Below are 23795 nucleotides of genomic sequence, written 5' to 3'. Positions count from 1 at the left end.
CCCGGTCAGCACGGCGCCTCCCGCTCCGCGACCTCAGGCCACGCCACTTTCCCCATCGCCGCGAGATGCGTCTGCGGGAGGTCTTCGAGCGGGTGGCCGAGGCGCCGCATGCCCATGGAGCGCAGCCACGCGGCGTCGCATTCGTCGTCGGTGGCGAACTCTGCGGAGTTCCAGCGCTTGTAGGCGGCGATCGCCATGTCGCGTTTCTCGGCGTGACCGTTGCCGGTGGCGTAGATCTTCAGGTGCATGACGTTGACGAGGGCGATGGGGACTCCGGCGCGGTGGCAGGCGAGGCGGACGACACCACCGATCTCGGCGAGCCGGTGCGCCGCGGCCGACTTGATGCCGGCCGCGTAGTCCTCGATGACGGCCAGGTCGACCGCGTAGTGCGCGAGCAGGCCGGCGACGTGTTCTTCGACGTGGTCGATGCGGTCGAGGTCGTCGAGCAGGCAGCGTTTCTTGCCGCGCGCTTTGGGTTCGCGGATGACGTGGGTGGTGCCGCGGGGCATGGCGATTCCGCTGCAGGCGGCGGCGAGGTCGATGCCCATGACCTGCGGCGTCATGATCCGTCTCCCCGGTTACAGGCGGCGAGCCGTCGGCGAGACGAGTCGATGTAGTCGCGCATGGCCTCGTCCTTCTTGCTGCCGTAGCCAGCCGCTTCGAGCCGGTCAAGGTAGGCAGCCCAGCTGGCGCGGCTTTCAGCCGTGGCCAGCAGCGCGGGCAGACCCTGCAGCGTCGGTGCTGCTGTGCTGGTCGTCACGCCGTCACCTCGTTCACCTGCAAGGCGATCTCGGCGAGGGCGTTCTCGTGGTCGCAGACCTGGATGACGAATCCGCCTGCGGCGAGCTCGTCTTCACCGCAGATTTGCCGGGCGAGTTCGCGCGCGATGTCGTGGCCGTAGCGGACGTCGTCGGTGTCGGCGCTGGCCCACAGGTTGTATCCACCTGCTGCGGCCGGCTCGGAGCGAACCCAGGCGAGCGCGTAGTCGGCGTCGCGGTGGGTGATGAGGAGCTCGAAGTCGCCTTGCAGGCTGACGGCGATCTGCTCCAGGTTGACGCTGGTCATATGCGGTGTCATGCCACCTCCTCCAAGGAGTCGGTTTCGTCGAAGAGGTCGAGTTGGACACCGGTCGTCGAGATCGGGAAACGGACGCCGTACAACTCGTTGAGTCGCGACCAGATGGCGCTCTGCCAAGGCAGGCCGAGCGTTGCGCCAATGACGGCGGCGCCCATGAGTGGGCTCACGGTGTCGGCGATGCGCTGGAACTGGCTGGTGCGACTGCCCTGCCACGGATAGTCAGGTGGGAAGCCCTGCAAGAGGGCGCCTTGTGCGGGCGTGAGACGGCCGTCGACCGGCCCCAGGTCGGTGCGGTACCAGGACCGGGTGCTCTGCGTCAGCGCGGGGGCAGGCCCGTCAGCGGAGAAGAGGTTGCCGCCGGCGGTCTTGCGGGCCCCGCGAGTGTTGACCTTCACTCCGGCAGGCCAGCCGAGCACCTTCGCCATCGTCAGGCGTGGGAACCGGGTCTTCGGTGCGGCCTGGTGCTCGGTGATGCCCGCGGCGAATCGCCCGCTCTCCCAGCGACCGCGGTGCGGCAGCAGGGCGAGGTCGGGCGTGTAGTCGCGGGTGGCGATGAGGAAGACACGGACGCGGCGGGTGGGGGTGCCGAAGTCGTCGGCGGCGACGGTGACGACGTTGACCGATTCGCACCGGTGGAAGGTCGCGAACTCGGCGCACATCTCGATCCAGATGTCCCGTACGGCTGGGACCTGTTCGGCGATGAGGACGCGCAGATTGGGCAGGTCGACGGCGAACCGGATGGTCTCCAGCACGAGCGGAGTCCGCGGGTCGGTGTAGTCGGTCGGCAGGGGCTTGCCGTCGCTGATCGCTTCGATCCCCGCGATGACCTTGTCGTGGTCAGCCACTCCGGTCTGCTTGCCGCCGCGGGTGTAGGTCTGGCATGGAGGCCCCGAGATCCAGACGGTGGCGTCTGGGAAGTCATCGGGTCTGAGCGTGCGGATATCGGCTTGCAGGCGTCGATGCCCGGCTGCTTCAGCGGTGGCGCATGCGTCGCTGTTCATCTCGATGCCGAGAGAGCCGGTGAGGCCGAGCATGCGGAGTGCCTCACTGAGGCCGCCGGCGCCGGCGAAGCCTTCCAGGATGGTTGCCCCGCCCGCCACAGGCGGGTGTGCGGCGGGCGGGGCGGGCGCCGGGGAGCTGTTGCTCAGCCCGGCGCGCCTGTGGGTGTTCATCGGCTCACCGCCTGACCGGATCGGCACATCCAGGGGCCGCAGCCATCGAGATCTCCTGATTCGGCGGCTTCGTCAGCGATAACGTCGAGAAGGTCGACTTGCCGGTCCTGCCACTCGCGACGCGAAACCCGATCGATGGGAGCCTCGTCCAGTGGCAGGAGACTGCGGTGCAGGAATTGCTGCCGGCCGGGCCGGCCGGGCCGGGCGTGCCGGATCGCCTTGTCAAACGCGATGGCATCAGCCCAGCCCCCGGGATCGTTATCGCGCAGGGTGCGCCACTGAGCTGGGCCATGTAGTGGGCATCCGACGCATGCGGACTTGGACACCTCGGTCCACCCCTGTGACCGCAGGTAGCGTTCGCAGTCTTTGCGGGTCCAGCCCTGACCGCCGTCCGCCGATCCGTCCAGGTCCAGCAGCGGATGGACGTTGTTGAGGTAGCGGCGGCCGGATCCTCCGACGCGTCCGATCTCGTCCTTGGAAAAGCCGACGGCCACGTCGGCGTACACGTGCGCGGGAATGCGGGCGGGGTGTGGGTAGCCGAGTAGTCGCCGCACCTCTCGCTTGATCGGCCGCAGCTTGTACTTGTTGGTGCACTGCCGCTGCCCCATTCCGCTCTGGCCCTCGTCAGTGATGTAGAAGACCGGCATCGACACAAAGTCGCGGTCCGGATCGAGGGCGTCGGAGCGGATGTTGCCTTGGCTGACGTCGTGGATTGGGATATCGCCGCCGACCGCTTTGAGGCGTGCGAGGTGGGTCTGCGTGGCCCTTGTCTCCCAGCCGGTGTCAGCGAAAATCGCGGCGTCGAACCTGCCGATCCTCCCCTCGCAGGCGAGGAGGTACAGGGCGGTGGATTGCACGCCGGCGCCGAGGCTGAGGATGCGAAGAGCTGGAGTGGTCACCGTTGGCCGCCCTTCAGCTTGGGCAGGCCGTCCTCGTCGCGCCGCTGCTGGGCGTGCGGGTAGCACAGCAGCGCGACGTCCTCGCCCGCTTTGCGCTTCCACACGGCGATGCGCGAGTGCGGGCCCTTGCCGCCGGTCTGCGCGTGGACGGCCATGCAATCGGTGCACTTCGCCGGGTTGGTCGGCCTGTACCGAGACCAGGTGACCTTCACTTTGAGCGGGTCGGTTTTGCGCTTGGGCGCGGGCGGTGCGACGACTTCCGGCTCGCCGAACAGCGGAACTTCGTAGAAGAACCTAGGCATCGCGCTCCACCTCCTTCGCCGGCTCGCGGGCATTCACGTGTTCGCGGTAGGCGGCGATGGCCCGTTCGGCAGGCAGGATGGGTGCGGCGTCCAACCAGGTCCCGGCGGGCATGCACGTGCAGGTGACGGCGATGTCGTGCGAGTTCGCGGGGGTGATGAGCCGGATCTGGTGTTTGGCGCTGTCGTCGCGCAGCGGCCACATGCGTGCCGGCTTCGCTGCGGGCGCTTCGTCCTGACGGTTCTCCGGGCGCACCGGATCCAGGTCGTTGAGCAGCCCGTGCCGGAACAGGGTGTTCCACAGCGCCCTCTTCTCCGCCATCAGGCGGCGGTGAGCGGCCTGCATGTCGGCGAGCACCGCGCGCGGCGATTCGGGGTCGATCTCGCGCTCTAGCTTGCTCAGTACACGGTCTGCCTGTGCGGAGGGGTAGCGCTCGGCGAGCTGCCTGACCGGGTGAACCAGGTCCTGTAGTGCGCGGACGGCGAAGTCCTGGGCTCGGTCTCGTGCGCGTCTTTGCGCGGCTTCCTCGACGCTTCGGCAGTACTCGCGGTTGGTGACGGTGTCGCGGTACGCCTGATCGCGCAGCCGCGTGTTGTCCTCGTGCAGGCTTTTGACCCGAAGGAGGAGGTCGCCAACGGCAGCGCGCAGCTTCTCGACCTCGGCCTGGTCGGCTGAACCGGTGGCGACCTGGCCGATGAGGGTGCTCAGGGCGTCGGCATCGCAGGCTTCAAGGGCGGCCTGCTGCAGTTCCCGGAGGTGGCGTAGCTCGTCGCGGTCACTGCGAGCGAAGTTGGTCTTGGTCATGACGTTCTCTTTTCGGTGGCGCCGTAGCCGCGCTGGTCGCTGACTTGCGCACCCGGCTGTGTGGTGACGTAGCCGCCGGTTTCGAGGCGGTCGCGTTCGCGTGCGGTGCCTGCGCGGTCGCCCCAGATGAAGCCGATGAGGATGCCGGTGACGCCGGTGCCGGCGGCGGTGAGGATGAGCCACCAGGCGATGCGACCTCGGGTGGTGATGACGAGGTCGGCCCAGTCGGTGGCGGTGGCGTAGGCGGCGAGGTCATTCAGCATCGGGCGCCTCCTGCGGCTCTTTGAGGGCGGAGCGGAGGCGCTCGACGAGCCCGGCGCAGTCTTTGGCGGGGAGGCCGTCGGGAGAGATGCGGTTGCGCGCTTCGAGGTAGGCGATCGCCTGCTTGACGACTCCGGCGAGACGGTCTCGATCGGCGCGGAGCTGTTCTACGTCAGCGGCGGGCGTGACTATCTCCATCGCGTTCGCCCATGGGTCGTTGCCACTGGAGTGCTCGCCGATCACTTCGATGGGCGCGACGGACCATGCGAACTGGTCTAGAAGGTCGTTGAGGTCATCCCGCTCGCACAGTGCCTCATTCAGCGCTGTGTCCAGCCGGTCGCGGTCGGCGTCGGCCGCTGCGACGGTCTCGTGCAGTCCGCTGATCTCGCTGCGTAGCTGCTCGATGAGGCGCCCGTCAGCTGGCTCAGTCATGGCCATCCCCCTCTCCGCTCGACTTGATCTGCTCGGGCTCGGTGACGTCCCGGATGATGGCCACGTCGTCCTCCAGTTCGGCGAGCACGAGGCGCCAGTGACCGTCGAACTGGCCGTGGATGTGGAACCGGACTGGTGCCTTGGGGCCGTTGTCGAAGAGGGCGTATTGGCCGCCGGAGAAGCTGACTTGATGCCCTTGCACGGTCTCGACGTGGCCGGAGCGCCAGACGATCTCGTAGGTGCGCAGCGGGCCGTGGTCGTAGGTCATCACGCCACCTCTGCGAGTTCACGACGAAGCGAGGCGCGGGCCCGCGCGGTGTGGGACTTGACGGTCCCTCGCGCCCACCCCATCCGGTCGGCGATTTCCGCTTCGGACAGTCCGGCGTAGGTGCGCAGCACGATCGCGCGGCGCTGGGAGGCCGGCAGTGTCCGCAGGGCCGCGATGATGTCGATGAACAGCGCGACTGACAGGGCGTATTCGGCGCTGAGCGGCCCGAACGTCTCAAAGGGCGCGTATTTGTGTGCAACTTTGCGGTGCCGCAGTACGTCCCGGCTTCGGTTCTTGACGGCGACGCTGAGGAATCGCGGCACTGTCTGTTCGTCGTGGAGTGTGGCTTTGAGGAGGGCGACGAAGGCGTCTTGTGCGACGTCTTCAGCGGTGGCTTGGTCGCCGACGATGCGGCGGGCGAGGTTGACCAGGCGCGGGTAGTGCTCGCGGTAGGTGGCGGTGAACTCGTCGGGGGTCATGACCGCACCGCCTTCTCGCCGTCGAGGGCGCGTCGCAGGTCGGGCAGATGACTGGCCGCGAGGGCTGCCGCGTGCTCTGCACCGCCGTGGCGGTAAACAGAGGGGTTGCGGGCGGTGGCCTCCCATCGGTCCCGTAGTGCCGTGACCCGCTTCACCTTCTCGGCGACGCGGTCACGTTCGTCCCTGACGTTTGTCAGCGTGTCCACGAGTCCGGCGACTTCGGCGTTCTTGGCGAGGAGGTCGAAGTTGATACCGTCTTCGAGGTCGTTCGAAGCGTCGGCGGCTGCACGACCCTGATCGGTGAGGGCGTCGTAGGTGCGCCTTCGCTCCGCGGCGAGCTTCTTGACCTGCTCGCGCAGCCGCTTCACTTCAGTGATGAGCGCGGGGACGTCGTCGTGCACGTGGCCGAGGGCGTTGAGCATCAGCCCAGGCCGCATCGTGTCGGTGACAGTGATGGTCGGTTTCTCGCCGGGCGGGATGTAGGCCCAGCGCTCACAGATGGCGTCGAGCTGCTTGTCGGTCATCGGCTCGTTCATGCCGCCGCTCCTTCCTGCTCGGCCTGCACGGCGGGCCGTTCACGCCGCAGCACGGCGGCGGGGACGGCGAGGGCGGAGATGGCGGTGAGCCAGAGCACGAGCGCGACGCAGGCGGCGATTCGCGGCCATCCAGGCACTGTCATGTCACTCACCCCGCTCGCCGGTGGTGGGAAAGGGGGCGGCTCCGGCGGCCTGCTGCGGCCCGGTGCCGTTCACGTCCTGCGCGGGCCGGATGTCGCTGAGGTGGATGTCACCGCGCGTGACACCACCGTCGAACGCCGGTGCGGCGGTACGGTCTCGGCTGGTGGCGGTCAGGCCGTAGTGCCGGGTGAGGTGGTCGAACGGGATGTGGTTGCCGTGTCCGGCGATGGCGCCCATGAGGGGCACCTGGTCGCCGGTCTCGCCGGGCGCGGTGCGCCCGGTCCAGGCGTACTCGGCATCGTCGCAGGTAACGAAGACCTTCGCGAGGTCGTGGGTGGCGGCGCCGTCGTAGAAGGTCTGGTTGACGTAGTCGATGCACGCGTCGGTGATCGCGCCGGGCGGCCCGGCAGGCGCCGAAGAGGTGGGTGTGTGCCCGTTGCCTGATGCGGCGTCGTTGTCGATGTGAACCGGCGGGACGGCTTTGGGGTCGACGCCTTCGCGCGTGCAGAAGTCGAGCCAGGCATGCTCAGCGCCTTCGGCGCTCTTGAGGTGTCGCCGCTTGTCGTTCTTGGTCGCGTCGTGGACCTTTTCGAGCTGCTGCTCTTCGGCGCTGATCTCGTCGAGTTTGGCCATCGTCTGGGCGTGGACGGCCCGGAGGTGTTCTTCGAGGCGGGCGCGCTCTTGGTTGGCCCACTGCTGATAGTGGGCGAGGTCGCCGCAGGCGTCGCGTTCTTTGCGCAGGCAGGTGTCGGCTTCTTGTGCTTCGGTGATGGCGGCGATGCGCAGGGCGTGGGCCCAGGCGGGGATGTCGAGTGCGGCGGGGTGCGGCGCGGTCTGGCTGACGGCTTGCTGGGGCGCCTGGGTGGGGATGGGGTGGGGGCCGGTCATCGGACATCTCCGTTGGTGTCGGTGGCGGGCAGGGTGGCGCGACCGAAAGCGGTGTAGAGGTCGGCGGTGGCGTCCATGGCGGCGAGCCAGGCGACGCTCTCGTTCAGGAACGCCACGGCGGCCGAGAGCCGGCGCGTGTGGACGGTGGACACCGTGTCGGTGTTTAGGTCGGCGATGACGGCGTCGAGTGCCGCCTGGGTGTTGGCGGCTTCGCGCCGGGCGTCGCGGAGCATGCGCTGGCGCTGCTGCTCGTACTGTTCGGGGTGCTCCCTCATGCCGCGCCTCCGTTCACGGTGCGAGCGATGCTGAGCGCGGCCTTGAGGTCGTCGGGCATCGGTCCGTCTTCGCGGATCTCGAAGCCCTCCCAGTCGTGCAGCCAGTCCGCCAGCGGAGCTCGGGCGAGCAGGAGCGTGTGGATGAGTTCGGCGAGCGACTCGTGGTGGCACTCGATGACCCAGTAGTTGTCGCAGGCCGAATACGTGTGCTCGCCGTCGAGCGGCAGCAGGTGCTCGACACAGAACGCGATCCCGTCCACGGACTCGGAGTCGGTCATGACGAGGCGGGGAGTTGCCGAGAGGTCGCCCGGCAGCGTTGTGCGCAACTTTTCAGCGGCGGTGGCGAGGTGTCGGTGCGCGCTCATGCCGCGCCTCCGGCCTGGCTCGTGACGGGCTGAGTGGCCTTTTGAGCGGCCAGTTCGCGGAGTGCGGCGTCGTACCGTCCAATGCCCCAGACGATCGCGTGGCAGGCCCACAGGAACCACCAGTCGAAGCTGCGCAGGTCCCACTCCCACGTTTCGGCGAAGCGGAACTCGGCGAGGCACTTCACACTGACGTTGTGCTGGCCCTGCTGTTCCTTTACGTGGTGGCGGGACCAGGCCCAGGCATCTAGGTCGTCGTTGAACTCCGCCGCGTCGCCGCATGAGCACGAGGCCCTGTGGACCGCGTATGCGAAGGCGTTGAGTTCGTCGCGGGCGCCCTCTTCGTGGCCGGTGTCGCCCTCTTCGAGCATCCGCTTGATGGCTCGGCCGATGCCGCGCGGTGCCTCCCTGTCGCGGATCGCCTGGACGGCATGCTCTTTGACCGTCAGCTCGAACAGGTCGGCGTCGTAGGTCATGACGCTGTCGCGGTCACTGGTGAGTTTCTCCGCCCAGTACGTCGCGTTGATTCCGCCGTTGTGGCTGGAGCCCCGGAAGAAGGCGAACATGTCCTCGATGCGGGAGAACACGAAGCTGGTGCCGTCACCCCGGAAGATGAGGGCGTGCGGGATCGTGACGAGGTCGAACCAGTAGAAGCTGTGGCCTGCGGCGGGCTTGAACCGCAGGTGCCGGTAGTGGCCGTCGTCGTGTAGGACGGTCATCTGATGGCCGCCCGCCTCTTTGGCGAATCGCTCTGCGACTTCTGCGACGTGGGCGCGGTGGTGGTCGTAGTTCACGCCGCCTCCTTGCCGCCGTGATGGTGCAGCCACATGCGCTGCCGGGCGGTGGTGATGGCGGCGAACCAGCGGTCGAGCGTCGCCAGGTCGCCGTACTCGATGTGCAGAGCACCGTCGTCGATGGGGATCACGGCGGACCCGTCGGCATCGACTCGCAGCCCGCCGACCTCGGGGTTGCCGTAGAGCGGGATGTGGGCGATGGCGGTCCCGGCGATGGAGACTTCCTCGGGCGCGCCGGACACGATGCGGCCGTTCACCGGACCGCTCCGGCCCGCTGGCGGTGGATAATGTTCATGGTCGATGTCGCCCTTCAGACATGTGGGTGTGGGTGTCGCCTGCCGGTGCCGGGGTCGCACCCCCGACACCGGCGCGCAGGTCGGCGATGAGCCGCCGCGTGGCAGCGGCCTCGGCGCCGGGCGTCAGGCCGGGCGCGGCGAGCAGGCGCCGCTGGATCCGCCACCTCTGGACACGAGCGATGAGCGTCATGGCGCACCGTCCCGTTCCTGCAGCAGGGCTTCGAGGTGGTCGATGCGCAAGCTGAACGCGCGCACCTGTTCTTCGAGTGCGGTGACTCGTCCGGCGAGCCGCCGGACTTCGGCGTTCTCGTCGCGGCGGAGGAATGCGGTGATGGCTTCGGTGGCGAGCTGGATCACTGCTCCACCTCCCCGCATGAGCAGGGGTAGCGTTCGCAGTCCATGCACAGCGGCTCGTAGGAGGCCTGCAGTTCGGACATGTACTGAGCCAGGAACTCGGCGACGTAACCGAGGTCGGCACCGGGCTGGGCCGCGTCTGCGATGGCCGTGCGGGCGACAATGGCGCGGTGGTGCAGGAGCCGGCCGCGCGCGTAGTCGTCGCGTGCGTGGGCGTTGAGCGGGACGTCGAGTGCGGCGTGGAGGGCTTGGAGCAGGTCCAGGAGGGTGGTGTCGCCGGTGGCGCGGTAGGCGAGCTTCAGGCCCGGCTCCTGGTGCAGGAGTGAGCCTTGGGCGTGGACTTCGCCGGCGACGTCCATGAGGTACAGGCCGTGGTCGTCGAAGTTTTCGTCGGCTTGCTGGGCGAAGTAGTGCAGGCCGTCGTGTGCGGCCCAGACGTCGCCTGGCTGCGGTGGCCAGTGCGCGGGGACGCCGCTTGAGGGGGCGGTCATGAACCGCCTCCATGCGTCGGGCACGTGCTCGTGAACCCGCCTCGCGCCGCCAACTCGACCGGGCATGAGCACGAGTCGGCGCGATCGTCCATCGTGGACGGGTCAGCTTCGCCCATCGCGATGCGCTGACACTGAATGGCCGCGTCGAGTTGCGGGATGACGTCTTCGTCCCACAGCAGTTCCAGCGCTTCCCTGATGTACCGTTCGGAGCGATCAAGGGCCTCGCGCACCTCGTCGCGGGTCAGCATTGGGGCGGTCACCGGCGAGCACCCCCGATCAGGTGCTCGATCGCCTCGTCCACGTCGGCGCGCGCCTGGCGCTCGATCGCGTCGGGGTCGCGGTCGTCGAGCGGCAGGTCCATCAGCTCGTAGTCGCCTTCGCGGATGGGTAGCGCGGTGTAGAGCACCTCGAACCAGTTGGTGCGGTCCTCCTCGCAAAGGCCAGGCGCCAGCTCGTCCACACGCGTCCACGTCGGCGAGTCGTCCTCCGGCCCGCGCAGGTACTCCCAGGCGAGGGCCTCCCACTGCTCGGCCCGCTCCTCCCACGTGGGCGGCATCTCCATGAACTGGACGGCCCGCATGCCGAACTCCTCCAGTAGGAGGGTCCCCATGTGCGCGGTGGGGTTGTGGCACTTGAGGGCCTGGAAGGTGATGACGTTCTGGAGCTCGGTCAGGACCCGGCGGGGCACCCGCGGGGCGGGCGGCGCGATGGGGTGGAGGAGTTCGCGGATCTGGGCGTGGATGGTGTGTACGCCAGCGTGCGTTGCGGCGGTCACTTCGCGCCGTCCTGCACGTACCGAGCGCCGTAGGTTCGGGCCGTACCTTCGGCGGCCTGCTCGATGTCGGTGACGTAGTCCACGCCCTCGATCGCGCAGACCTTGCTCAGGCGCCCGTCCGTGCGCTCGACGACGGCCAGCCGCCCCCACAGCGCCATCCGGTCGGCGACGTCCCAGCGTGCCTGTGCGGTCTCGCGGTCGCACCGCTCGATCGTGATCGTGTGCCCGGACAGGTCGGTTCGGCGGGAGACGATCTCCGGGGCCAGTGCCCCGTCCGCGACGCCGGTCAGCACGTCCAGGGCCTGCTCGGCGCGGGTGTGCGCGCGGAACCGGACGGCGTCGCAGAGTGCGCGGAACTCGTCGTCGCGCTCGAACCGGTCGACGATCACCGAGGCCATCGCGACCTCGTCTTCAACGCTCATGTGCGGGAGCGCGACCGCGCGGTTGGCCAGCACGAACAGGTGCCGGCGTGGGGTGTCCGCCGCCTCGTCCGGGGAGGTGGTCTTCTGGGGGATGATGGTGGTCAAGGCCCTGCGTCCTTTCTGGTTGGGGAGGTTGCGGGGCTCGGGTCCGTCGGCCGGATAGGAGCGGCTGGCGGGCCCTTCTTTCGTCAGGCCACGGCGTCCTCGCCCGTCGCCTGCTTGGCCCTTTTAGCGACGGCTTTGGCGGACAGCTGCCTCATGTGCGCGCTGTAGGCGTTCTTGGCAGCCTTGACCTGCTGCGCGTGCGGCATCTGCGGGTGCGTGTCCTTCGCCCAGGCGATCCAGTACGCGAGCGACTGGGGGGACGCGTGGTATCCGGCTGCGGCGCGCTCGGTCCGGTCGGGCGTCTGGGCCCAGCTGGCGTGGGCGGCGATACTCGCTGCGCGACTGCGCGCTTCGGCCTTGAGCTGTTCGGGTGTCTTGCGGGCCATTAGGACTCCTCCGCGACATCGGCGACGTGTGCGCTGAGCAGCAGTTCGGGCGGTACGGGGTGGGGACCGTCGGGCGGGTAGAGCGCCTTGACGATGTCCTTGGCCGGGATGCCGTAGATGTCGGCGAGCGGGCCGATGAGCTGGTACGTCCGCTCGGGTCGCGTGAGCCCGTTTTCGATCTTGGAAAGGCTGCTGTGCGTCCGGCCGAGTCGCTCTCCCAGATCTTGGAGGGAGAAGTCGTGGAACTTCCGGATGTTTCGCAGCTTTTGTCCGATCCGATAGGCCTCCGGGTCGACCCCCTCGGCGAGCCCCGTGGTGTGTTCCATGCCACGAAGCTACTGGAACATTTTGGAACAATGCAAGGTCGATCCCCAAGATTTCTTGGGGATCGACCTTCTGGAGTTCCAGTTCTCGGATGCCGTCTGGAGGCAAAGTTGGGGACGCCCGGAACCTGATTGGACGGATGTGAGTCCAACACGGCAGGGAAGACTTTGGTCCTCTGTGGCCGGATAATGTTCCAAAATGTTCCGGACACAGGCATCATGTGGGCCATGAGCCGACACGGAGATCGGCAGCGGGTAGCCCGCTACGTCGTCGCCCGACGGAGAGCACTCGACATCACCCAAGAGCAGCTCGCCGAGCGGGCGCGCGTCGACCCCAAGACCGTTGGGAGCTTGGAGTCGGCTACGCGCTGGCCTCAGAAGGCCAGCCGGGAGAAGATCGAGCAGGCTCTCGACTGGGATGAGGGCGACCTCGCCCGCATCGCCGAGGGCGGCTTCCCCGTTTCAGGACCGCTGCCCGACGACGACCCTGAGGGTGTCATCGCGGCGGCGGGCACCAGCGATTTCGACACCAAGGCCAGAGCCGTCATCGCCTCGTTGCCGGAGCCGCAGCGCTCTGTGGTGGAGGAGATCTATCTGAGCCTGCTCGATGCCAAGCGGCAGAATGAGCGCCTGTTCAGCACGCTCCTGGCGATACCGCAGCGGTCGGAGGACGGCACCGACGACACCGATGACGACGGTGGCGCCACGACCGGGCCGCACGCGGTACAGCGCGGGTCCTAACATGACGCGCAAGTCACTTACGCCCTTCCGTTCCCACTTGTCGCTTGTTGCCCTCTGTGACCGATCTTTCACATAGTGACATTCCTGTCACTTGAGGGCTGACATCCGGACCCCTTGCAGCCATCATCGTTTGACAGGCAGACCGGAAGACCAGAGCAGGATCTGGTATCGGCGAACGCCTCACCCGGCCAGGGCGACACCGATTCGGGGAAAACTCCGGTGAACAGCCAGAGGTAAGGGGGTCAAGGTGCTCCGCGCCGTCGACATCATCGGTTTCGCTGTGTGCGCCGGCACAGCACTCATCTGGGGGATCTTCGATCCAGTGAGACTCCACGGCCTGCTCCTCGCAGGCATGGTGATCTTCTCTCTGCGTCTCCTCTGCAGGGGGGGCGACGCAGGGGACTCAGATACGCTGCACCGGATCAGCGGGCTCTTCTACGCTCAGGGCCTTGAGCATGGGCTGAAGAGGGCTCGCGGCGCCGGCGGCGAGGATTCGAGAGGTCAAGACCTTCCCCGCGTCGGCTGAGGTTTGACCGGCCCAGATCTGGCCGGTTAAGCCACCGCGATCAGCCGAACGGAGCCGCGCGCGAGCGTCCGCCCGCTCACGCGCGGTTTTTCGTGCCCGGATCCGGCCGGGAAGCCAGTCGCATGCAGGTGGGGGTCGGTAGTAATCTGCCTCGACGACGATGTGCCCCGGTAGCTCAGCTGGACAGAGCACCTGCCTTCTAAGCAGATGGTCGCGGGTTCGAATCCTGCCCGGGGCGCCGAGTCCTTGATCAGTGCGATCGTCGATCAGTACCTGTCCGCTGGCGAGCTCCGCTGGTGGTTGCGGCGGGCCCGCGTCTTCGCCGTCGCCTTGGTGTAGTGCCGCACCATCTCCGGCCGCTTCCAGCCGAAGTTGTGCATGACGTCGGTCTCGCTCTGATCGGAATCCACGCAGTTCGTTGCCGCGGTGCGCCGGAACCGGTGCGGCGTCACGCCGACGACGCCGGCCTGGTCACCGCGACGGCGCAGCAGCGCCTGCACCCCGGAGACGCCGAGCGGCCCGAACTTCCCCAGCCACAGCGCGGTGCTCTCGGCGTCAGGATGTTCCATGCGGGCGCGGCGGATGTAGCGGTCGATGGCCGCGGCGGCCTGCTTGCCGATCGGTGCCAGGTAGTCGTCGCCGCCCTTGAGCCGGATGCGGATCTCGTATTGGGCCAAGTGGACGTCGTTGGCCTTGGGGTCGTCGGGCGCGTAGCGGATTCCGGCCAGTCCGGCGACGCGGGGGCCGATGTCCAGCAGCAGCCGCATGATGGCGTAGTCGCGCAGATCGTCGTGCGAGCCGCCGCTCTTGCACGTCTTCAGCAGCTTGGCGATCTCTTCGTCCGACAGCGGCGGCAGCTCTCGCTCGGGCACGTCCGGCGCGTCGGCGTTCCGGACCGGGCTGGGGCCTTCGAGGTCGCCTTCGTCGATGAGCCAGTTGAACAGGGCTCGCAGATTCCTGAACACCTTATGGGCGTTGCCTGGGCTCGTGCGCCGCCTCTCGTGCGTGAGGTAGATCCGCACGTCTTCCGCGGTGATCATTTCTACGGTCGGGATGTCTCGGGTGGTGCGGCCGTGCGGCTTGACCGGGCACGGCTCGACCGGGTCCGGGTGGCGGCAGATGCAGCCTTCCTGGCCGAGCCAGTTGGTAAAGTTCCTCACCGCGTCGCGGTAGGAGCGGATGGTCCCGGCCGCCTTGCCGCGCGAGTTGAGCGCGAGCTCCCAGGACTCCATCGCCTGGGTGAAGCCGAGCCCGCGGGGAGCGGCGGTGGTCCGGGATCGTCTGGGGGTGCGTCTGGGGCGGCGGGGCGGCTCGAATGGGATGATCTCTGCCTCGGGCATAGCGAACCCCCTCGGAGCAGCGAGAGTCGACCACCGGATTAGACTTGTAGGGCTTGGTTTCACCCGGATCCGGCGTGTGAGAATCCTACGGCCAACGACCTGCATGCGATCGAACGAGTTTCTGGCGATCAATCGTTTCCGCAGGTCAGCGCCGAGATTTTCTCGTCATCGGACTCTCTGTTTTGTCGGTAGGACTTCTAATCCGACGGTCGCGGGTTCGAATCCTGCCCGGCGCGCTTACGCCCACCAGCGAAGCCCCCCGCCACCAGCGAAAACACCGCTGAGCGCGGGGGACCCCATGTGCAGCCAGATGCCACCGAAAGCAGCTCCATGGGACTGTTCCCGGAACATACACGGAATGATCTTGGCCGCGTTTCCGCAGGTCAGCCCCCAAGCGAAGAGAGGCCCGGCCGCGCATCGGCGACGCCCCGGCTTGTCACCCGGCTGAACGGCAGTCACCAGGCCGCGCCGCCGCTCGGAGTCAACGGGCGCAGGCCGCCGGCCAACTCGCGTTGCTCGCCCTCCGGGTCCCCACGGCATTGGACGGCAGCCCGCTCGTGTAGACGACGGGTGATATCTCGCCACGAGGATGTGTGACTGGGGAACCCCGTGGTTCCCCAGGCCCCTCCTGGAACCGGAGCACTCATTCGCGCGCCGGGCTCTGTCACAGCGTCTCGCCGTTCGCGCGAATGAGCACTCCGGACCGGCCGCAGCGATGCCCTACTGTCTGTCGGTATGGGGATGAGTGTTCAGATACGCACGTACACCGGAAGCCTCGAAGGGACCTGCGTTCACCCCGCAATCTGGGCGCTCTGTCAGAGTGCGGAGCGTGCTGGCCTGCCCCTGCTCGGCCATGTTGATCGCTATGACAACACCACCTTCAACCGCCTGCAGATGAAGCCTGTACTCGCTGAACTCGACCAAATTGCCGCAGACGCATCGCCTGATGAGCGCGAGGCTGTACGAGAGATCGTCGCGTTGATCCAACAGTGCGAGCGCAAGCCTCACCGCTACCTGGTCTTCAACGGAGACTAGGCACCGACGTGCAGCCCGAGTTTCAAGATCCGGAATATGCGCGGAATGATCTTGTGTGTGGAGACGTCAGCATGACGAGCGGCCGCAGGTAAGGCCATGTGCGGCGGGTTAGTTGAGCAGCGATCTTCTCATCCGACGGTCGCGGGTTCGAATCCTGCCCGGCGCGCTTACGCCCACCAGCGAAGCCCCCGCCACCAGCGAAAACACTGCCAGAAGCGGGGGGCACATGTGCCGTCTAGGTCTGTCGCGACGGCGAGGTCGGCTGGCTGACGCGGCCAGCGCAGGGCCGCGTGGGCGCTCTCGAGGCTCTAGGCCGTGGGCTCGTCCAGGGCCACGTCTCCGATCTGAGCTACCGGCTCCTCGCCGATGGCCATGCTGGGCAGTGTGTCGGCGACGTCGAAGTGCCGGTCCATGCCGGTGATCCTCAGCACGGAGCTGATCTGCTTCGTCGGCCGCACCAGGACCAGATGGCCACCGCTCGCCTTGATCCGCTTCCAGGCGACGATCACCGAGTTCAGGCCCGAGGTGTCGAAGAACGACACCTCCGACAGGTCCACGGCCACGTGAGGAAGGGCCTGCGACCTGATCGCCTCACCCAGGTGATGGTTGAAGTGCGGGGCGCTGTGCAGGTCCAGATCGCCGATGACCTCGACCACGACATAGCCGTCCTGCCGCCGGAGCCGGAACCGGAACCGGGCCCCATAGTCGGAGGGCTCACCCCCCGCAGGTGTCGAGAAGCCGGACGTCATGCCATCCCCCTCCCCCTGGCGCCACGGCACGTCTCGGCGCCGAAACCATCCTGCCCGCTTCCACTGATCAGCAAAGCTCGTTCACGCCGGTTCCGCGTGCCGTGTGGGGCGGGTGTGCCGTCGGCGGGTGACAGGTCGGTCTCGCTCCGCCGCTCTGCCTTGCCGTCGTCCGCCGGTTGGCCGGTAGATTGCAGCCGGTTGTCTTTGCCCTGATTTCACGGCCACCTTAGGGGCGGGCTGGCAGGGTGGACGTTTCGTGAACCCGGATCGAGTGAGGAAACATGGCCGAGGATGACAAGCCCAAGGGTGCGCCGACGGGCAAAGACGACTCGGCAGCGGACGAGCTGAAGGACGAGTCGACCGGCGCTGCCGAGGCAGTGGCCGAGGAGGGCGAGGCCGAGGAGAAGTCCGCGGCGAAGCCCTCGATCAAGATCAAGGCACCGGCGGCAGGGGCGGCCAAGCTGCCGCAGGCCAAGAACATCCGGAGCCCGGAGTTCACGCCTCACGGGATCAGTGCCGGGCGCGGCAGCGGGCCGCGGCCGTCGGCGTTGACCGCCGCGCAGGCCAAGAAGCGCCGCCAGTTGACGGCCGTGGCAGTGGTCGTCGGACTGGTGGCCATCGCGGGCGCCACGACGTTCTACGTGACCCGGCCGGGACCGGAGATCAAGGTGACCGGCGCGCTCGGCACCGCGCCCAAGGTCGACATCCCCAAGAACCTGGTGCCGGACAACAAGTTCAAGGTGACCGAGGCGATCACGGGGAGCGGGCCCAAGCTCGCCAACGGCGACATCGCGTATGTGAAGTTCGCGTTCTACCAGTGGTCCAAGAAGGGCACCGGCGACAAGGCCAAGGAGAGCACCAGCAAGAAGCTGAACTCGTCTTACGAGCAGCAGGGCGGCCAGCAGGTCATGCCGATGACGGTCGGCAACACCCAGGTCAAGGGACTCGACAAGGGCCTGGCCGGGCATCCGGCGGGCAGCCGGCTGGTGCTGCAGCTGCCGCCGGCGGACGGGTTCGGCGAGCAGGGCTCGCAGATGGGCCTCACCAACAAGGACTCCGTGGTCTTCGTGGTGGACATCCTGGCGGCGATCCCCAAGAACGCCGAGGCCAAGGGCACCGAGAAGAAGCTCGACGACAAGAACCTGCCCAAGGTCGAGCCGGGGCAGCCCGGCAAGGGTCCGAAGGTGACCGTGCCGAAGGCCGACCCCCCGGGCAAGCTCGAGGTCAGGACCCTGATCGAGGGCAGCGGTCCGGCCCTGGCCAAGGGTGACAACGCCATCGTGCAGTACGTGGGCAAGCTCTGGCGGGACGGTAAGACGTTCGACGAGAGCTGGAGCAAGGGCCAGCCCGCCTCGTTCCCGATCGGCACGGGCGGCACCGTGCCGGGCTTCGACAAGGGGCTCACCGGCGCCAAGGTCGGCAGCCGCGTGCTGCTCATCCTGCCGCCCAAGGAGGGGTACGGGACGAAGGGCAACGAGCAGGCCGGCATCAAGGGCACCGACACGCTGGTGTTCGTCGTCGACATCCTCGGCACGGTTCCGAAGTAACTCCGGTCACACGTGTACGGCGGGACACCTTGATGGGTGTCCCGCCTTACTTTTATGACGGTTCCGGAATGGAGCTCCCGTTCGTGCTCGTGATGCGAGCCACGACAACCGGCCCGGGACACTGATCGTCCTCTATTGAGAACTCCAGGAGAGTGCAGTGATCGGCCGAAACCGCGAATGCCCTCGGGTATCGTCGGTAACGAAAGAATCACGGGGGGCTTGTGAGTAGTAGTGGTACGGGCCCGGAAGGCGACAAGCCCACCGGGCAGGACGATGCGAAACCGGACGAATCGAAAGGCAGCGACAAGGACGTCACCACGTCCGCGGCCGAGCCGGCGACCACCAAGACCGCGACGATGACCACGGTCGAGGACGTCGAGCCGACTCCCGATGAGGCACCCACGGGCAACGAGCCTCCCGACGATGCACCCGCGAGCGACGCGCCCGCGAACGAGGCGCCCGCGAACGAGGCGCCCGGTAACGGCGCGCCCGCAGATGAGGCACCCGGCGACAACGCGCCTGCCAGCGACACGTCCGTGAACGACGCGGACGCCAGCCAGGCACTCGCAGGCGACGCGTCCGCGAGCGATGCCTCCGGTAATGGCGCGGCCGCAAGTGAGGCGCCCGGCGACAACGCGCCCGCGAGTGATCCGTTCATGAACGACGCGGCCGCCAGTGAGACATTCTCAGGCGACGCGCCCGCGAGCGACGCATCCGGTAACGGCGCGCCCGCAGGCAACGCGCCCGCGAGTGATCCGTTCATGAACGACGCGGCCGCAAGTGAGGCGCCCGGGGATAACGCGCCTGCGAGTGATCCGTTCGTGAACGACGTGCCCGCTAGCGGGGCATTCGCGAGTGACGCGCCTGTGAACGGCGCGGCCGCAGATGAGGCGGCCGTGAGCGGCGCGGCCGTGAGTGAGGCGGCCGCTCGGGAGACGGTCGCGGGCAAGGGTGCTGGGGATGATGCGGCTGCTGGAGGCATGGTCGCCCCGGGGACGGCGGCGAGCAAGGTGGGCGCGGGGAAGGTGTCGCCTGGTAAGGGGGGCAAGAAGCAGCGCAGCCGACCTGTTCGGTATGCGCGGCGGGCGGCCTTCACGGTGTTGGGCCTGATCGGGTTCGGCATCGCCGCGTTCGCGATCGCCTATGTCCTTACGCCGGTGCCGTCGCCACAGGAGTCCGCGGTGGCGCAGGGGCCGAGCTTCTACTACTCCGACGGCAAGACCCTCATCGCCAAGACCGGCACCAACCGGGACGCGGTCGATCTCGACAAGGTGCCGAAGGGTGTCCGGGAAGCGGTGATCGCGGCCGAGAACCGTGGCTTCTACGACGACCCGGGTGTGTCGGTGAAGGGCACCGCGCGCGCCTTCTGGTCCACGGTCAGCGGCGAGCAACTGCAGGGCGGCTCGACCATCACGCAGCAGATGGTCCGCAACTACTACGGCGGGATCGGCACCGAACGCTCCGTCTTCCGCAAGCTCAAGGAGATCATGGTCTCCCTGAAGGTCGGGCGGGAGAAGGACAAGGACTGGATCCTGGAGCAGTACCTCAACACGATCTACTTCGGCCGCGACGCGTACGGCATCCAGGCCGCGGCCAAGGCGTACTACGGCAAGGACGTCAGCCAGCTGACGGCGGCCGAGGGCGCCTATCTGGCCGCCGCGATCCAGCAGCCGACGCCCTTCGGCAGCCCGACCGCCGCCCGGCGGCCCGCCGCCGAGCAGCGGTGGAGGGCCGTGCTCAACAACATGGTCCGGGACAACGCCGTCACCGCCGCCGAGGTGGCGCAGATGACGTTCCCGCAGCCCAAGAAGCAGAAGATCACCGACATCCTCAAGGGCCAGAAGGGCTACATGGTCAACGTGGCCAAGAAGGAGCTCCTGGAGCGCCGCGGCTACACCGAGGACCAGATCAACCGCGGCGGGCTGAAGATCACCACCACGTTCGACGAGGACCTCATGGACGCCGCCAAGGACGCGGTGACCTCGAACGTGCCCGACGGGATGAGCAAGAAGATCCGGACCGCGATGGTGTCGGTCGACCCGAAGAACGGCCAGGTCGAGGCGTTCTATGGCGGTCGCGACTACCTGGACGAGGCGGGCAGCAGTGCGTTCTGGGATCTCGCCCAGGCCGGATCGGGGTTCAAGCCGATCGCGCTCGCGGCGGCGCTCGACGACGGCAAGACCCTGTCGACCTCGTACGACGGCAGCTCGCCGCAGTACTTCAACCGCACGGCCCTGCGGAACGACGGCAACGCCCAGTACGGCATGGTCAACCTCGTCACCATGACGCAGAACTCGATCAACACGGCGTACGTCAACCTCGGTCAGGACATCGGCACCGAGAGGATCGCCGAGATGGCCGAGAAGATGGGCATCCCGGCGAGCCAGATGACCAAGGCACAGCGGGACGCCCCCTCGTTCCCCCTCGGCACGGTCTCCGTGCATCCGGTCCAGCAGGCGGCGGTCTACGCGACGTTCGCCTCCGAGGGCGTCTACCGGAAGCCGTACACGGTGAAGTCGGTCAGTGACGAGAGCGGCGAGGAGAAGGACTTCACCGAGAAGGGCAAGCGGGCGTTCAGCCAGCAGGTCGCCAAGGACGCCACGTACGCGATGAGCAAGGTCGTGCAGAGCGGTACCGGCACGGGCGCCCAGCTCTCGGACGGGCGCGACGTGGCGGGCAAGACCGGCACGACGAACGGCGGCCGGGCGATCTGGTTCAACGGGTTCATCCCGCAGATGGCGACGTCGGTGGCGATGTTCCGGAGCGACGGCAAGCCGCTGTCGATCCCCGGGTACGGCGTGTACGGCGGCCAGCTGCCGGCGCAGATGTGGAACTCGTACATGTCCAAGGCGGTGGCCATCAAGAACTTCGAGATCAAGGAGTTCGGCGACCCGTCGTCCTACCCCGGGAGCTACGGCGGCACGCCGAGCGGCCGCTCGACCGGCGCGCCGTCCACGCCGTCGGACAGGCCGTCGCGGCCTCCGCTGACGCCGAACCCGGGCGATGGTTCGAGGCCGCCCAAGCCGCCGTCCGGCCGGCCGACCCCTCCGATCCCCGAACCGAGCCTCCCGGGCCCCGGTGATCCCGAACCGGGCGACCCGGGTGACGGTGGCGGCAATCCACAGCGCCCGAACGGATAACGAAAGCCGATGAGGAAAAGGGAGCCGGACCACGGTCCGGCTCCCTTTTCCATGTCATGCAAGGGCTGCAAGGCGAACGTCAGGAACAGGCGTTGCCAATTCGTTCCGGCGTACCGGACATGGCGGCGTTGAGTTGCGCTGCGTCGCCCGTTCCGACACTGGCGGCGGCCGTACGGAGCCGGGCCGCTTCGTCGGTGAGCGCCTTCTTCAGCTTTTTCTTCTCGGCCTTTTTGGCCAGCCCGTCGATCTTGCCCGCGAGCTGGTCGGTGACCTGCTTCCACTGGGCCGGATCCGCCGCGGACGCGCCTTTCACCTTGGTGATGTACTGCTGGTAAGCCTGCTTGGTCTCAGTGCAGACCTGACTCGTGTTGTCGCCCCCGCCGACCAGTCCGCACGCACCCAGGCTCATGACCAGAGTCCCGCCGACCACCAGCCGGGCCGCACGAGCCCTCGTTGCTGCAGCCCCCCAGGCCTCCGTCGCCGCCTGTGCCCCGTTCCGCATGACACCCTCCCCACTTGATCCCCGCCGGTATCTGCATATACTTCCGCACTAGGTCATGAGCGCCAGCGTCAAGCCCCGGCTTGCTGGCCGGCAACCCTTCGTCCGCGATGGGGTGCCCCGGGTGAGGACCGGGCCGTGCGCAACACCGCGTACGGCAAGCGCGGACCCCTGGTAGCCACCTTGAGGGGTCCCTGGATCCTGAGAGGTCGCACGCATGCACGCCGCCACGCTCACCCACTCCCCCAGCGCCACCGTCCCGGCCTCCCGTACCGCCGCCGCCGTCTCGTCCACGCGTACCGCCCCCACTGCCCCGTCTGCGCGTACCGTCGACGCCGCCCCGCCCGCGGGCACCGCCGCCGCCACCGTCCCGTCCGCGCGTGCCGCAGCGAGCGCCCCGCTCCAGGTCATCGGCGCGGGTGCGCCGGTCCCGCTGAACGACGGCGGCACCGTCGGCTACGCCAACCTCGACTACGCCGCGAGCGCCCCGTGTCTGGAGGCGGTGCACGAGGCCATCACCCGCGCACTGCCTTACTACAGCAGCGTCCACCGCGGCGCCGGATACGCATCGCAGGTCACGACGGATGCATACGAGAAGGCGCGCGAGACCGTGCGTTCGTTCCTCGGCGCCTGGGAACGCGACGCCGTCGTCTTCACCCGCAACACCACCGACGCGATGAACCTGCTCGCCCACGCCGTCCCGTCGGGCACCACCGTCATCGTCTTCGAGACCGAGCACCACGCCACCCTGCTGCCGTGGAAGCGCGCCGTGCGGCTTCCGGCGCCCGCCAGCCCCGTCGAGGCGATCTCCGCCGCCGACCGGGCGCTGGCCGAGGCTCCGGCGGGACCGCGGCTGCTGGTCGTCACGGCGGCCTCCAACGTGACCGGTGAGCTCTGGCCGATCGCCGAACTGGCGAACGTGGCGCGGCGCCATGGCGCCCGGATCGCCGTCGACGCCGCCCAGCTCGTCCCCCACCGGCCGCTCGACATGAAGACCCTCGGCCTCGACTACGTGGCGTTCTCCGGGCACAAGCTGTACGCGCCGTTCGGCGCCGGGGTGCTCGCGGGCCGGGGTGACTGGCTGCGCGCCGCCGAGCCGTACCTCAAGGGCGGCGGCGCGAGCGCCTCGGTCCAGAACGGCGGCGGGACCACGCAGTGGTCGACCAGCCCCGAGCAGCGTCACGAGGCGGGCACCCCCAACGTGCTCGGCGTCATCGCGCTCGCCGCGGCCTGTGAGGCGCTCGCGGGCACCGGGTGGGACGTTCTGAAGGAGGACGAGGAGCGCCTCCTGGCCCGTCTCCGGAAGGGACTCGCCGCGATCCCCGGTGTGCGCGAACTCACTCTGTGGGGTGACCGTAGCGACAGGGTAGGAATCGTGTCGTTCGTCGTGGACGGCTGGAGCGCGCGTGACGTGGCGCTTACGCTGTCCGGGGATTACGGCATCGGCGTCCGGGACGGGAAGTTCTGCGCTCACCCGTTCGTCCACCACCTCCTGGGTGCGTCCGAGGCGCCGCTGGAGGCCGGTGGCGCCTCGGGTGCAGGCGGATGCGGAGGCGGACAGACCTCGGCGGTACGCGCCAGTTTCGGCATCGGAACGACCGAGGAGCACGTCGACCGGCTGCTGGACGCCCTCGCGCGGATCGCCGGGGGACCTCGCGGCTGACGGTCGGCACGCGCGTCGAAGCCTCCGGTCGGGGACCCGGTCATCAGGCGACTTGGCCACAGCCGGGCGGCCTGGTCTCGACCGGCGACCCGCCGATAGGACGCTTTGGTCCTGTTCGCCCATGTAGCGTAGTCAGGTCCGTGACTTGCCCGCCGGGGTCCGTGCAGCGGGCTCGCAGGCGGGCGGGACAGGGGCGGCGGGATGAGAACAGCGCGGCAAGGAACAGGGGGTGGCGACCGTGGCCGACGTGTGGCGACCCACGTCTGAGCTCGAGCGCCGGTTGCACGAGGCGGTGCGCGCGGGGGACCAGGAGACGTACTTCCGGTTGCTCGCGGAGAGCGAGCTGGTGATCCCCGTACCACCGGATCTGATCGACGACGTGCTCGCCAACGAGGCCCAGCCGGCGTGGCCGACCCAGGAGGAGGACGGGCGCGTCCACGTGCTCGTCTACACCTCCGCGGCGGCGATGCGCGCCTGCCTGGGACCGGCGTACCAGCACTTCATGAAGCTCAAGTTCACCGATCTGGCCGAAACCTGGCCCGACCCGCGCTGGTGGCTGGCGGTCGACGCCCCCGCCCACAGCGCGAAGTCCGCCGTCCCGCTGCCGATCGAGGGTCGGCTCCCGGCGTGGTTCATCATGCAGCTCGGCGAAGGTGACACCAAGCTTCCGCAGGCAGGACGCACCGCGGCAGCCCCGGCCCCGGCCCCGGCCCCG

35 protein-coding genes, 1 tRNA gene, 1 pseudogene and 1 riboswitch are annotated in these 23795 nt (G+C 68.3%); of the genes and pseudogenes, 8 read left to right on the top strand and 29 right to left on the bottom strand.

What is annotated here, in order from left to right:
• Positions 1–5: 5 nt before the first annotated feature.
• The 26 genes from F8566_RS20050 to F8566_RS19935 all read right to left on the bottom strand — a co-directional run bounded on the left by F8566_RS20050 (position 6) and on the right by F8566_RS19935 (position 11843).
• Positions 6–563: a crossover junction endodeoxyribonuclease RuvC gene (locus F8566_RS20050; protein WP_151562015.1), complete on the bottom strand. Its 558-nt coding sequence runs from the start codon at positions 561–563 to the stop codon at positions 6–8.
• Positions 560–760, bottom strand: a complete 201-nt coding sequence (locus F8566_RS20045) for a hypothetical protein (RefSeq protein ID WP_151562013.1) — start codon at positions 758–760, stop codon at positions 560–562. The genes F8566_RS20050 and F8566_RS20045 overlap by 4 nt, the downstream gene beginning before the upstream one ends.
• Positions 757–1077, bottom strand: a complete 321-nt coding sequence (locus F8566_RS20040) for a hypothetical protein (protein WP_151562011.1) — start codon at positions 1075–1077, stop codon at positions 757–759. The genes F8566_RS20045 and F8566_RS20040 overlap by 4 nt, the downstream gene beginning before the upstream one ends.
• Entirely contained in the window at positions 1074–2249 is a 1176-nt protein-coding gene (locus F8566_RS20035) for a DNA cytosine methyltransferase (RefSeq protein ID WP_151562009.1), read from the bottom strand. The genes F8566_RS20040 and F8566_RS20035 overlap by 4 nt, the downstream gene beginning before the upstream one ends.
• Positions 2246–3148 (bottom strand): adenine nucleotide alpha hydrolase family protein, encoded by a 903-nt coding sequence (locus F8566_RS20030; RefSeq protein WP_225993346.1) that lies wholly within the window; start codon positions 3146–3148, stop codon positions 2246–2248. Before F8566_RS20030 ends, F8566_RS20035 begins: the two co-directional genes overlap by 4 nt.
• The gene (locus F8566_RS20025; RefSeq protein ID WP_151562007.1) at positions 3145–3450 is read right to left on the bottom strand and encodes a hypothetical protein; all 306 of its coding nucleotides are present in this window, start codon (positions 3448–3450) and stop codon (positions 3145–3147) included. The genes F8566_RS20030 and F8566_RS20025 overlap by 4 nt, the downstream gene beginning before the upstream one ends.
• Entirely contained in the window at positions 3443–4252 is an 810-nt protein-coding gene (locus F8566_RS20020; protein WP_151562005.1) for a hypothetical protein, read from the bottom strand. The genes F8566_RS20025 and F8566_RS20020 overlap by 8 nt, the downstream gene beginning before the upstream one ends.
• Positions 4249–4515: a hypothetical protein gene (locus tag F8566_RS20015; RefSeq protein ID WP_151562003.1), complete on the bottom strand. Its 267-nt coding sequence runs from the start codon at positions 4513–4515 to the stop codon at positions 4249–4251. The genes F8566_RS20020 and F8566_RS20015 overlap by 4 nt, the downstream gene beginning before the upstream one ends.
• The gene (locus F8566_RS20010; protein WP_151562001.1) at positions 4505–4945 is read right to left on the bottom strand and encodes a hypothetical protein; all 441 of its coding nucleotides are present in this window, start codon (positions 4943–4945) and stop codon (positions 4505–4507) included. Before F8566_RS20010 ends, F8566_RS20015 begins: the two co-directional genes overlap by 11 nt.
• Positions 4938–5213: a hypothetical protein gene (locus F8566_RS20005; RefSeq protein WP_151561998.1), complete on the bottom strand. Its 276-nt coding sequence runs from the start codon at positions 5211–5213 to the stop codon at positions 4938–4940. The genes F8566_RS20010 and F8566_RS20005 overlap by 8 nt, the downstream gene beginning before the upstream one ends.
• A complete protein-coding gene (locus F8566_RS20000) occupies positions 5213–5692 on the bottom strand; it encodes an RNA polymerase sigma factor (RefSeq protein ID WP_151561996.1) in 480 nt (159 codons plus the stop codon). Before F8566_RS20000 ends, F8566_RS20005 begins: the two co-directional genes overlap by 1 nt.
• The gene (locus tag F8566_RS19995) at positions 5689–6228 is read right to left on the bottom strand and encodes a hypothetical protein (RefSeq protein WP_151561994.1); all 540 of its coding nucleotides are present in this window, start codon (positions 6226–6228) and stop codon (positions 5689–5691) included. The genes F8566_RS20000 and F8566_RS19995 overlap by 4 nt, the downstream gene beginning before the upstream one ends.
• Complete coding sequence (locus F8566_RS49960; RefSeq protein WP_192809766.1) at positions 6225–6371, bottom strand: hypothetical protein; 147 nt, start codon at positions 6369–6371, stop codon at positions 6225–6227. The genes F8566_RS19995 and F8566_RS49960 overlap by 4 nt, the downstream gene beginning before the upstream one ends.
• Before the next feature lies 1 nt (position 6372).
• Positions 6373–7257 carry a hypothetical protein gene (locus F8566_RS19990; RefSeq protein ID WP_151561992.1) on the bottom strand — a complete coding sequence of 295 codons (885 nt, stop codon included), beginning with the start codon at positions 7255–7257 and terminating at the stop codon, positions 6373–6375.
• Positions 7254–7532, bottom strand: a complete 279-nt coding sequence (locus F8566_RS19985) for a hypothetical protein (RefSeq protein WP_151561990.1) — start codon at positions 7530–7532, stop codon at positions 7254–7256. Before F8566_RS19985 ends, F8566_RS19990 begins: the two co-directional genes overlap by 4 nt.
• Positions 7529–7897: a hypothetical protein gene (locus F8566_RS19980; protein WP_151561988.1), complete on the bottom strand. Its 369-nt coding sequence runs from the start codon at positions 7895–7897 to the stop codon at positions 7529–7531. The genes F8566_RS19985 and F8566_RS19980 overlap by 4 nt, the downstream gene beginning before the upstream one ends.
• Positions 7894–8688 carry a hypothetical protein gene (locus F8566_RS19975; protein WP_151561987.1) on the bottom strand — a complete coding sequence of 265 codons (795 nt, stop codon included), beginning with the start codon at positions 8686–8688 and terminating at the stop codon, positions 7894–7896. The genes F8566_RS19980 and F8566_RS19975 overlap by 4 nt, the downstream gene beginning before the upstream one ends.
• A complete protein-coding gene (locus tag F8566_RS19970) occupies positions 8685–8945 on the bottom strand; it encodes a hypothetical protein (RefSeq protein ID WP_151561986.1) in 261 nt (86 codons plus the stop codon). Before F8566_RS19970 ends, F8566_RS19975 begins: the two co-directional genes overlap by 4 nt.
• A 34-nt stretch (positions 8946–8979) precedes the next feature.
• Positions 8980–9174 (bottom strand): hypothetical protein, encoded by a 195-nt coding sequence (locus F8566_RS19965; RefSeq protein ID WP_151561985.1) that lies wholly within the window; start codon positions 9172–9174, stop codon positions 8980–8982.
• Positions 9171–9341, bottom strand: coding sequence for a hypothetical protein (locus F8566_RS49955; protein WP_192809765.1), 171 nt, complete (start codon positions 9339–9341; stop codon positions 9171–9173). Before F8566_RS49955 ends, F8566_RS19965 begins: the two co-directional genes overlap by 4 nt.
• Positions 9338–9829, bottom strand: a complete 492-nt coding sequence (locus tag F8566_RS19960) for a hypothetical protein (protein ID WP_151561984.1) — start codon at positions 9827–9829, stop codon at positions 9338–9340. Before F8566_RS19960 ends, F8566_RS49955 begins: the two co-directional genes overlap by 4 nt.
• Positions 9826–10077, bottom strand: a complete 252-nt coding sequence (locus F8566_RS19955; RefSeq protein ID WP_151561983.1) for a hypothetical protein — start codon at positions 10075–10077, stop codon at positions 9826–9828. The genes F8566_RS19960 and F8566_RS19955 overlap by 4 nt, the downstream gene beginning before the upstream one ends.
• Before the next feature lie 8 nt (positions 10078–10085).
• Positions 10086–10604 carry a hypothetical protein gene (locus F8566_RS19950; protein ID WP_151561982.1) on the bottom strand — a complete coding sequence of 173 codons (519 nt, stop codon included), beginning with the start codon at positions 10602–10604 and terminating at the stop codon, positions 10086–10088.
• A complete protein-coding gene (locus F8566_RS19945) occupies positions 10601–11131 on the bottom strand; it encodes a hypothetical protein (protein WP_151561981.1) in 531 nt (176 codons plus the stop codon). Before F8566_RS19945 ends, F8566_RS19950 begins: the two co-directional genes overlap by 4 nt.
• 83 nt (positions 11132–11214) lie before the next feature.
• Positions 11215–11517 (bottom strand): hypothetical protein, encoded by a 303-nt coding sequence (locus F8566_RS19940; RefSeq protein ID WP_151561980.1) that lies wholly within the window; start codon positions 11515–11517, stop codon positions 11215–11217.
• Positions 11517–11843 (bottom strand): helix-turn-helix domain-containing protein, encoded by a 327-nt coding sequence (locus tag F8566_RS19935; RefSeq protein WP_151561978.1) that lies wholly within the window; start codon positions 11841–11843, stop codon positions 11517–11519. The genes F8566_RS19940 and F8566_RS19935 overlap by 1 nt, the downstream gene beginning before the upstream one ends.
• A 225-nt stretch (positions 11844–12068) precedes the next feature.
• On the opposite strand from F8566_RS19935, the gene F8566_RS19930 reads away from it, so the two are divergent.
• The 3 genes from F8566_RS19930 to F8566_RS19920 all read left to right on the top strand — a co-directional run bounded on the left by F8566_RS19930 (position 12069) and on the right by F8566_RS19920 (position 13345).
• The gene (locus tag F8566_RS19930) at positions 12069–12581 is read left to right on the top strand and encodes a helix-turn-helix domain-containing protein (protein WP_192809764.1); all 513 of its coding nucleotides are present in this window, start codon (positions 12069–12071) and stop codon (positions 12579–12581) included.
• A 247-nt stretch (positions 12582–12828) separates the two neighbouring features.
• Positions 12829–13107 carry a hypothetical protein gene (locus F8566_RS19925; RefSeq protein ID WP_151561973.1) on the top strand — a complete coding sequence of 93 codons (279 nt, stop codon included), beginning with the start codon at positions 12829–12831 and terminating at the stop codon, positions 13105–13107.
• 164 nt (positions 13108–13271) lie between these two features.
• Positions 13272–13345: transfer RNA gene (locus tag F8566_RS19920), tRNA-Arg, on the top strand.
• A gap of 28 nt (positions 13346–13373) precedes the next feature.
• Here the strand turns inward: F8566_RS19920 and F8566_RS19915 are convergent.
• A complete protein-coding gene (locus tag F8566_RS19915) occupies positions 13374–14447 on the bottom strand; it encodes a tyrosine-type recombinase/integrase (protein WP_192809763.1) in 1074 nt (357 codons plus the stop codon).
• Between the two features lie 735 nt (positions 14448–15182).
• Here F8566_RS19915 and F8566_RS19910 point away from each other — a divergent pair.
• Positions 15183–15482 (top strand): hypothetical protein, encoded by a 300-nt coding sequence (locus F8566_RS19910; RefSeq protein ID WP_151561969.1) that lies wholly within the window; start codon positions 15183–15185, stop codon positions 15480–15482.
• A gap of 308 nt (positions 15483–15790) precedes the next feature.
• Here the strand turns inward: F8566_RS19910 and F8566_RS19905 are convergent, their stop codons facing one another.
• Complete coding sequence (locus F8566_RS19905; RefSeq protein ID WP_151561967.1) at positions 15791–16231, bottom strand: STAS domain-containing protein; 441 nt, start codon at positions 16229–16231, stop codon at positions 15791–15793.
• Positions 16232–16512: 281 nt separating this feature from the next.
• On the opposite strand from F8566_RS19905, the gene F8566_RS19895 reads away from it, so the two are divergent.
• Together F8566_RS19895 and F8566_RS19890 are read left to right on the top strand one after the other, a co-directional pair.
• Positions 16513–17778, top strand: coding sequence for an FKBP-type peptidyl-prolyl cis-trans isomerase (locus F8566_RS19895; protein ID WP_192809762.1), 1266 nt, complete (start codon positions 16513–16515; stop codon positions 17776–17778).
• Positions 17779–17999: 221 nt separating this feature from the next.
• Positions 18000–20918 carry a transglycosylase domain-containing protein gene (locus F8566_RS19890; RefSeq protein WP_151561965.1) on the top strand — a complete coding sequence of 973 codons (2919 nt, stop codon included), beginning with the start codon at positions 18000–18002 and terminating at the stop codon, positions 20916–20918.
• 79 nt (positions 20919–20997) lie between these two features.
• Here F8566_RS19890 and F8566_RS19885 read toward each other — a convergent pair whose 3' ends face one another.
• Complete coding sequence (locus tag F8566_RS19885; protein ID WP_151561963.1) at positions 20998–21420, bottom strand: hypothetical protein; 423 nt, start codon at positions 21418–21420, stop codon at positions 20998–21000.
• 51 nt (positions 21421–21471) lie between these two features.
• Positions 21472–21587, top strand: a riboswitch (SAM riboswitch).
• 47 nt (positions 21588–21634) lie between these two features.
• On the opposite strand from F8566_RS19885, the gene F8566_RS19880 reads away from it, so the two are divergent.
• Both F8566_RS19880 and F8566_RS53010 read left to right on the top strand, forming a co-directional pair.
• Positions 21635–23080, top strand: coding sequence for an aminotransferase class V-fold PLP-dependent enzyme (locus F8566_RS19880; protein WP_151561961.1), 1446 nt, complete (start codon positions 21635–21637; stop codon positions 23078–23080).
• Positions 23081–23309: 229 nt separating this feature from the next.
• A pseudogene (locus tag F8566_RS53010) lies at positions 23310–23612 on the top strand (SseB family protein); the annotation flags it as partial.
• Between the last annotated feature and the right edge of the window lie 183 nt (positions 23613–23795).

The sequence above is a fragment of the Actinomadura rudentiformis genome, assembly GCF_008923185.1.
GTDB lineage: Bacteria > Actinomycetota > Actinomycetes > Streptosporangiales > Streptosporangiaceae > Spirillospora > Spirillospora rudentiformis.
This window is presented reverse-complemented; position numbering and strand designations above follow the sequence as displayed.

Coding starts and splice junctions, on each gene's coding strand:
- F8566_RS20050 (WP_151562015.1), bottom strand. CDS start 563: ATGACGCCGCAGGTCATGGGCATCGACCTCGCCGCCGCCTGCAGCGGA.
- F8566_RS20040 (WP_151562011.1), bottom strand. CDS start 1,077: ATGACACCGCATATGACCAGCGTCAACCTGGAGCAGATCGCCGTCAGC.
- F8566_RS20035 (WP_151562009.1), bottom strand. CDS start 2,249: ATGAACACCCACAGGCGCGCCGGGCTGAGCAACAGCTCCCCGGCGCCC.
- F8566_RS20025 (WP_151562007.1), bottom strand. CDS start 3,450: ATGCCTAGGTTCTTCTACGAAGTTCCGCTGTTCGGCGAGCCGGAAGTC.
- F8566_RS20020 (WP_151562005.1), bottom strand. CDS start 4,252: ATGACCAAGACCAACTTCGCTCGCAGTGACCGCGACGAGCTACGCCAC.
- F8566_RS20015 (WP_151562003.1), bottom strand. CDS start 4,515: ATGCTGAATGACCTCGCCGCCTACGCCACCGCCACCGACTGGGCCGAC.
- F8566_RS20010 (WP_151562001.1), bottom strand. CDS start 4,945: ATGACTGAGCCAGCTGACGGGCGCCTCATCGAGCAGCTACGCAGCGAG.
- F8566_RS20005 (WP_151561998.1), bottom strand. CDS start 5,213: ATGACCTACGACCACGGCCCGCTGCGCACCTACGAGATCGTCTGGCGC.
- F8566_RS20000 (WP_151561996.1), bottom strand. CDS start 5,692: ATGACCCCCGACGAGTTCACCGCCACCTACCGCGAGCACTACCCGCGC.
- F8566_RS19995 (WP_151561994.1), bottom strand. CDS start 6,228: ATGAACGAGCCGATGACCGACAAGCAGCTCGACGCCATCTGTGAGCGC.
- F8566_RS49960 (WP_192809766.1), bottom strand. CDS start 6,371: ATGACAGTGCCTGGATGGCCGCGAATCGCCGCCTGCGTCGCGCTCGTG.
- F8566_RS19990 (WP_151561992.1), bottom strand. CDS start 7,257: ATGACCGGCCCCCACCCCATCCCCACCCAGGCGCCCCAGCAAGCCGTC.
- F8566_RS19985 (WP_151561990.1), bottom strand. CDS start 7,532: ATGAGGGAGCACCCCGAACAGTACGAGCAGCAGCGCCAGCGCATGCTC.
- F8566_RS19980 (WP_151561988.1), bottom strand. CDS start 7,897: ATGAGCGCGCACCGACACCTCGCCACCGCCGCTGAAAAGTTGCGCACA.
- F8566_RS19965 (WP_151561985.1), bottom strand. CDS start 9,174: ATGACGCTCATCGCTCGTGTCCAGAGGTGGCGGATCCAGCGGCGCCTG.
- F8566_RS19960 (WP_151561984.1), bottom strand. CDS start 9,829: ATGACCGCCCCCTCAAGCGGCGTCCCCGCGCACTGGCCACCGCAGCCA.
- F8566_RS19955 (WP_151561983.1), bottom strand. CDS start 10,077: ATGCTGACCCGCGACGAGGTGCGCGAGGCCCTTGATCGCTCCGAACGG.
- F8566_RS19940 (WP_151561980.1), bottom strand. CDS start 11,517: ATGGCCCGCAAGACACCCGAACAGCTCAAGGCCGAAGCGCGCAGTCGC.
- F8566_RS19935 (WP_151561978.1), bottom strand. CDS start 11,843: ATGGAACACACCACGGGGCTCGCCGAGGGGGTCGACCCGGAGGCCTAT.
- F8566_RS19930 (WP_192809764.1), top strand. CDS start 12,069: ATGAGCCGACACGGAGATCGGCAGCGGGTAGCCCGCTACGTCGTCGCC.
- F8566_RS19915 (WP_192809763.1), bottom strand. CDS start 14,447: ATGCCCGAGGCAGAGATCATCCCATTCGAGCCGCCCCGCCGCCCCAGA.
- F8566_RS19910 (WP_151561969.1), top strand. CDS start 15,183: ATGGGGATGAGTGTTCAGATACGCACGTACACCGGAAGCCTCGAAGGG.
- F8566_RS19905 (WP_151561967.1), bottom strand. CDS start 16,231: ATGACGTCCGGCTTCTCGACACCTGCGGGGGGTGAGCCCTCCGACTAT.
- F8566_RS19895 (WP_192809762.1), top strand. CDS start 16,513: ATGGCCGAGGATGACAAGCCCAAGGGTGCGCCGACGGGCAAAGACGAC.
- F8566_RS19885 (WP_151561963.1), bottom strand. CDS start 21,420: ATGCGGAACGGGGCACAGGCGGCGACGGAGGCCTGGGGGGCTGCAGCA.
- F8566_RS19880 (WP_151561961.1), top strand. CDS start 21,635: ATGCACGCCGCCACGCTCACCCACTCCCCCAGCGCCACCGTCCCGGCC.